At 69.7% G+C, this 5,942-nt stretch carries 7 protein-coding genes; 4 read left to right on the forward strand and 3 right to left on the reverse strand.

What is annotated here, in order from left to right:
* From ACIRJP_RS41880 to ACIRJP_RS41890, 3 genes are all read right to left on the reverse strand, one after another.
* A partial coding sequence (locus ACIRJP_RS41880) for a DnaB-like helicase N-terminal domain-containing protein (protein WP_404186386.1) occupies positions 1–195 on the reverse strand: 195 nt, incomplete at its 3' end.
* The gene (locus ACIRJP_RS41885; protein WP_404186388.1) at positions 192–1,214 is read right to left on the reverse strand and encodes a hypothetical protein; all 1,023 of its coding nucleotides are present in this window, start codon (positions 1,212–1,214) and stop codon (positions 192–194) included. The genes ACIRJP_RS41885 and ACIRJP_RS41880, both read right to left, overlap by 4 nt.
* Before the next feature lie 213 nt (positions 1,215–1,427).
* Complete coding sequence (locus ACIRJP_RS41890; protein ID WP_404186390.1) at positions 1,428–2,267, reverse strand: GntR family transcriptional regulator; 840 nt, start codon at positions 2,265–2,267, stop codon at positions 1,428–1,430.
* A 232-nt stretch (positions 2,268–2,499) separates the two neighbouring features.
* Here ACIRJP_RS41890 and ACIRJP_RS41895 point away from each other — a divergent pair, with 232 nt between their 5' ends.
* The 4 genes from ACIRJP_RS41895 (at position 2,500) to ACIRJP_RS41910 (ending at position 5,606) form a co-directional block, all read left to right on the forward strand.
* A complete protein-coding gene (locus ACIRJP_RS41895) occupies positions 2,500–3,501 on the forward strand; it encodes a hypothetical protein (protein WP_404186392.1) in 1,002 nt (333 codons plus the stop codon).
* Positions 3,498–3,881 carry an HNH endonuclease gene (locus ACIRJP_RS41900; protein WP_404186394.1) on the forward strand — a complete coding sequence of 128 codons (384 nt, stop codon included), beginning with the start codon at positions 3,498–3,500 and terminating at the stop codon, positions 3,879–3,881. Before ACIRJP_RS41895 ends, ACIRJP_RS41900 begins: the two co-directional genes overlap by 4 nt.
* 142 nt (positions 3,882–4,023) lie before the next feature.
* Complete coding sequence (locus ACIRJP_RS41905; RefSeq protein ID WP_404186396.1) at positions 4,024–4,179, forward strand: hypothetical protein; 156 nt, start codon at positions 4,024–4,026, stop codon at positions 4,177–4,179.
* A gap of 164 nt (positions 4,180–4,343) precedes the next feature.
* Entirely contained in the window at positions 4,344–5,606 is a 1,263-nt protein-coding gene (locus ACIRJP_RS41910) for a hypothetical protein (RefSeq protein WP_404186398.1), read from the forward strand.
* Positions 5,607–5,942: the final 336 nt, after the last annotated feature.

Below are 5,942 nucleotides of genomic sequence, written 5' to 3' on the forward strand. Positions count from 1 at the left end.
CGCGGCGTGGATCGTCTCGTGTGCGGGCCGGTAGTAGTCCCGAGGCCGCATCGGGCAGTCCAGGATCTCCCCGACCGCGTCCTTGCCGCCCAGCAACATCGCCCCGAGCACGGACATCTCCGCGTCCAGATCCTGCGCAGGCACCCCGCCCTGCTGACGGGGGAACGAGTCCAGGTCCTCGGTCGCCGCGCTCACTGGGCACCCCCGGCGGACTGACCGGCACGCACCCGGGCCAGCAGCCCCATCCCATCGACCGGCCCCGGCTCCGAAGCGCCCCGCTGCTGCCGGTCCATCTCCGCGCGCCGGCACGGCGAGCAGTCATCAGCCGCGAACGCCGGATGCCGCTCGCACATCTCCCGCCCCGGCCGCTGCTCGGGCCGGGCCTTCGACGGCGCCGGGAGCTGGCGCAGGTGCATCTCGTAGACCGCCGGGGCGTACCGCACCCGCTCCACATCGCAGTTACGGACCAGATGAGCCCGCAGCTCCGGCACCGTCCAGCCCGCAGCCACACCAGCAGCAGCCAACGGCGCCAGCTTCAGGGCCACTGCCTCCGTGCTGCGCGGCAGTCCCGCCAGCATTGCGACGACCTCGGCCAGGCCGTCCGTGTCCTCACGCGGACCCGGCACACCCGCCTCAGCCACAGCGGGCATGCCCTCCGGCGCAGCCGCCTCTCTCTCGTCCTGCACCGACCCGTCACCTGAGGGACGGCCGGAACCAGAGAGAGAAGAGGGAACAGAAGAAGGAAGGAGAAGGGGTGCAGAATCTGCATCCCCATCCCCCGCAGATTCTGCATGGGGGGGTGCAGAATCTGCGGGGGGGGGTGCAGAATCTGCATGGGGGTCTGAGCTGGGGTTTTCCTCGGGCGGCGCGTCGGCGGCGTCGAAGGTCAGCTCCTCGATGAGCGTCGGTCCGTAGTCCGTCTTCGAGCGCTTCATCGCCGCCAGCTTGTCCAGGTTGATCCGGAACAGGTTGGCCATCTGCGCCCTGTTCTTCGGGTTGAGGCGCTCTTTCGACTTCAGCAGGCCCCGGACCTCCAGCCGCGCCCGGTTGTCCTGTGCGGCCCGCAGCGTCATGTGCGCCTCGTCCGCGAGCTGCTTCATGTGCGCGATCACGTAGCCGCGATTGTCGGTGTGGTTCGCGCACGCCATCAGGAACGCGCCCTCACCCGTCTTCAGCCCGCCGGCCTGGAACACCAGGTTCATGTGCTGGATCACCAGGCCACCGCCGACCCGGCGACCCCGCTGGTCAGGCCCTGTGGCCTGCTGTCCTGTCGTGCACGTACGCTCAAGGGAGCGCACCTCCTCTTGCCAGTCGAGAGTGCTTCTCCGTCCGGGGTGGCGACCCCGGGGGGACCTGCGGGCCCCGCCGTCTGGCGGGGCCTGTTGCGTTGGGCGACATCCTTACGGATCCCGCCTGTGGGCAGAGTTCTATTCCTGAGGATCGGTGGCACGGTAGTAGTCGCTACTTGCGGGCGCGACCGGCCACTTTGCCGATGACCCACGAGGCAGCGGATATCCGACTGCGAACAGTTCTGATGACATGCGAATGTCTTGTACCTCAACAATCCGTTCTGGTTTACGGCCGCGCCCCGCGAAATACGTAACGCGAATAGCCCGCAATATTGGTACGCCTGTCTGCGGCATAAGCAATACGTCGGCTTCTTCCGGGGAAGGCATTCGAGCTGACACTTCTTCGCGCCAATGAAGCGGCTTGTTGGCCCACTCTTCCAATCGGTCGTACATGCCTCCTGCACCGGTATTTCCAGTGAGTGACGGCAGTTCTTCCGTGACCCATTCCGCGATCCACGAATCGGCGATTTGGCGGTGCTCGGGCACGTCCGGGTCACCGATGATCCGCTTGCGGACCGTCAGAGACGTGCCGGCCTCTACGCCCAGGACGTCCGCGACATCGGCAGGGACAGGAGCGCTGGTCACGCGCGTACGGTCCCCGTCTGGGTGTGGGAGAGCCCGCCAGTGCTGCACCTCGGGGCCGCTGTAGTAGCCCAGCTCGTCCCGCTCGATTTGGCGGTTCCGGACGGTAAGCCGCACACGGTCGGGGTGTTCCCTGACGAACATGCCTGCCCGTCGGCGGCTCTCGATCAGTCCCTCCCGCTTCAGCATCCCCCATGCCTTGCGCACCGTGATGTCGCTGACCTCGTATTGGGTGGCGACGTCACGCATCAGCGGCAGGGGACTGCCCGGCGGGAACTCGCCCGACGCGATGCGTTCACGCAGGTCACGGGCGATTTCTTCGTATCTAGCGCTCATCGTCCAGTCCCTCCGTTGATCAACACCAAGGGGACTAGCGTATACGTCAACCCTTGCTCAAGCTACTTCTAACGTATACGTTATCTCACGGCAGCCAAAGCGGCCCCCGGTTGGAGCCGGGGACCGCTCTGTGCCCAGGTGTTGGAGCACCTGAGCCGTGTTTGCCCCTGCGTTGGAGCGCCGGGGCTGGCTGTCGGACCCATCCATTTGGCAGTGGAGAGAAGGCACCGACATGTCGATTGTCGCGGAGCGTCCGGTGTTTGTGCAGGCCACCCGTCCGAAGGCGGGGTTGAAGGAGGATGCGGAGCGCTGGGAGCGGGAGGACACCGATCTGGGTCCGGAGGCGGAGCCGGAGGGCTCGGTGCGGCGGGGCCGGCGGTTGGGGTATCGGGAGGATGTGCCGCTGACGGCTGTGCAGTCGGAGCGGTTGGGGGAGCTGTTCGCGGCGTACGGGCGCCGGGTGTTGGGTGCGGTGAGGGCGCGGCTGGTGACGTCGTACGGCTTGGACTGGGCTGAGGCGGAGGACCGGGCGCAGGACATCGCGGGCGAGTTGTGGTTGCAGCTCGCGCGGCGGGGTGGGGATCCCTTGCTGGCCACGGGCGCGGACCGGTTGGACGAGGACACGACGCGTATCTACTTGCTGCGCAGGGCGAGGACGGAGACGTGCGCGCACTACCGGCTGCGGAGCAGCGGGGAAATTGTGGTGGATCTGGCCGAGCCGAGGTGGCGGGCGGTTGAGGCCGGGCCGCTGGTCCTGACCGACGCGGAGATGTCCGAGCGGTGTGAGGAACTGCTGTCGGCGTTGCCGGACCGGCTGCGGGCGGTGATGGTCGAGTACTGCTACGGCGTGCCGAGGAAGTACCTGGCGCAGCGGTTGGGGATTGCCGAGCACACGGCGCAGCGGTTGCAGCTCCAGGCGGTGGCGATGCTGCGCGGCGAGGACCCGGCAGTCTCGGAGACGCAGGCCAGGGAGCAGCGCAAGGCACGCGAGAGGGAGGCTGCGGCGCGGGCGGTGCCCGTGACGGTGGAGGACCTGCCCGAGGCTGAGCGGACGGTGCTGGAGGGTCTGAGCGACCTGGACCGCGACATCATCCTGTTGCGGCTTGCCGGGGTGGGGATCGTGGTGATCTCCCGGCGGCTGCGTATCCGGCACCAGGCGGTGAGTGCGTGCCTGCGGCGGCTCGCTCGCCTGATGAACCAGCTGGACCGCGCGCGTGACCGGGGCCAGGCGTGAGTGCCGGCACGACTCCGGGTGCGGCGCGGCGGCGGCGGATCCGGGCGGCGTTGGCGGAGCGGGACGGGGCGCAGTGCTGGTACTGCGGCCACGGATTCGGCCCCGGCCTGGACGGCGCGACGATCGACCACCTCATCCCCCGCCGCTGGCTGCCGACGTGGACGCTCGTTGCCCTGGTGCTCGCCTGCGAGCCGTGCAACACGGCCAAGGCGGATCGGCTCCCGCAGGCGCTGCTGCGCCCGGCGCCGGGCCGGTTTGGCCCCGGACTCGTGTCGATCGGGGACTCCAACGCGTGCCGCGCGTACCGCGTGTCCCGCGTGCCGCGCACGCGTGTACGCGAGGCGGGGCCGACCGGTCAAGGGATGGCTGCGGCGGGTTGACGGCTGCCCGTCCGTCCTGGGGCCAGCACCGGCTCGGGGCGGGCGGGGAGCCGGACAACCGTCCGGACATCGGCGCCGGGCCGCCCACCACGACCAAGCAATCGGCGGCCCGGCTGATCTCCCTGAGAGGGAGGACCCCATCGTGTCATCGATCCGTACCGAGGCCAGGCCCGTCACCGTCCGGGCCCGTGCCCGCGCCGTCGCCCGCCGGCTCGGCGTCTGGGCGCACCTGTACCAGTGCGCCCGCTGCGGCGGCTGGACCGAATCCCCGGTCTGCCCGGTCTGCCCGCCCCAGTAGCCCAGCACCTGACACAGCGTGACCCACCCGGGGTGTGTGCTGTGCGCACCGTGCGCACAGCACACACCCCGCCCGGCCCTTAGAACCACGGCGGTGCGCACCCGCACCCGCCCACGCACGTTCCGCGCGCACCACGCGCGCACACTACGGAGAGTCAGGAATTCATGAGTAGGAAGAAGTTGGAGAAGGCCGGCCCGCCCGGCTCGGCGGCCCGGCTGCGGGAGGAGATGCTGACGGCCGACCGGTTCATCTCGTTCATGACGTGGGGCGTCGCGGCCGGGATGGTGCTGTGGTCGATGCTGAACGCCACTCCCTACGTCCGGGCCCACGTGTCGAAGGGGTGGGAGGACACGGCGTTCGTGCTGCCCCTGGTCGTCGACCTCGCGTTCATCGGCGCGCTGCGCGCGGACGAGATCGCGAGCCGGTACGAGATCAGCGGCGGGAAGTGGGCCGCGGCGCTGCGCCTGTTCACCGGCGCGGCGTCGGTGTTCCTGAACGTCGGGCACGCGGCCGAGAAGAGCGACTGGACCGGGGTGGCCCAGCACCTGGTCGCCCCCGGCATCCTCGTTCTGGTCGCGGAGGCCGGGCCCGCCTACCGGCGCCGCCTCGCCGCGCGGCTCACCACAGCCGAGCTGGAAGAGGCCACGAAGCAGGAAGCCGCGCGCAAGGCCACCGAGCAAGAGGCCGACCGCAAGCGCCGCCAGGCACAGGAGGACGCCGACCGCGCGGCCCGCGAGGAGCGGGAGGAGGCCGACCGCAAGCGGGCTCAGCGCCTGGAGGACGAGCAGCGCGAACGCAAGCAGCGCCAGGAGGACGAGCAGCGCGCCCTGGACCTGGAGGAGCAACGGGAGGTCGCCCGCGCCGCCCGCCGGATCGAGGACCGGCGCCTGGACCTCGAAGAGAAACGGCTCACCGCGACAATCCCCCCAGCTCACAGCCTCACCGACGGCATGCCGTCGCGCCGTACTGACGGCGTGCCGTCACCAGTCGCGACAGCTCCGGTACGTGTACCCGTCCCCGCCCCGGTCCCTGCTCCGGCGGGCGTGCGGGCCGCTGGGCGGCCGTCTGAGGGCGTTTCGGGCCCGTCCATGACTGCCGGGCCGGTTCCGGTCCGCGAGGGCGCCTCAGGCGCGGTGGCGGCCTCGGCGCCTGCTCGGGCGCAGGTGTCGGCCCGGGTTCCCGCTCCCGGGCCGCAGGTCGAGGAGGTGCCCGCTGAAAAGGCCGGCCCTGCACACGACTGGGACCTGCCCGGCCTGCCCGACGACTGTGCCCCCGGTCGACGGCCGGAGCTACTGACCGATGGTCAGGCGCGTGCCCGGATTCGGTACGGGTTCGAGTGCGAGTGGAGCCAGCGCCGGGTCGCAGCATTCGCCGGACGGTCGCCGTCCACGGTCCATAAGCACATGAAGGCGCTTGAGTCTGAATAACGGTGGTGGAATTGGTGCTGCTTTCCCTGGTGTGTTTTCGGGGGAGGTGGCGCCAATTCTTTTTGGGTGCGAGCGGTGCTTTCCTTGGGTGCGGTGAATTGGTCCATGTATTTGGTTCGATGGGGGTGCTTGACTGCTCGTACCTTCCTGACGCAGCGTCAGGTTCGTTGGTGCGTCAGGGGCTGGGTGCTCGCCTCGGGTTGGGTCGTCGGGCGTTTAGGCAGGTCAGACGGGGTATGGGGGTGCGGGAGGGTGGTGGAGAGGTGCAGGAAATTGCGGGCGAGAGGGGCGAGCACTCGTCCAGGTGGTACGGTCTGAGTCCAGAACTCAGCCGGG

This window comes from Streptomyces sp. NPDC102437 (genome assembly GCF_044765565.1).
Lineage (GTDB): Bacteria > Actinomycetota > Actinomycetes > Streptomycetales > Streptomycetaceae > Streptomyces.

What these genes read in the sequence shown, in the direction of transcription:
- ACIRJP_RS41890 (WP_404186390.1), bottom strand. Translation starts at nt 2,267, where the DNA reads ATGAGCGCTAGATACGAAGAAATCGCCCGTGACCTGCGTGAACGCATC.
- ACIRJP_RS41895 (WP_404186392.1), top strand. Translation starts at nt 2,500, where the DNA reads ATGTCGATTGTCGCGGAGCGTCCGGTGTTTGTGCAGGCCACCCGTCCG.
- ACIRJP_RS41910 (WP_404186398.1), top strand. Translation starts at nt 4,344, where the DNA reads ATGAGTAGGAAGAAGTTGGAGAAGGCCGGCCCGCCCGGCTCGGCGGCC.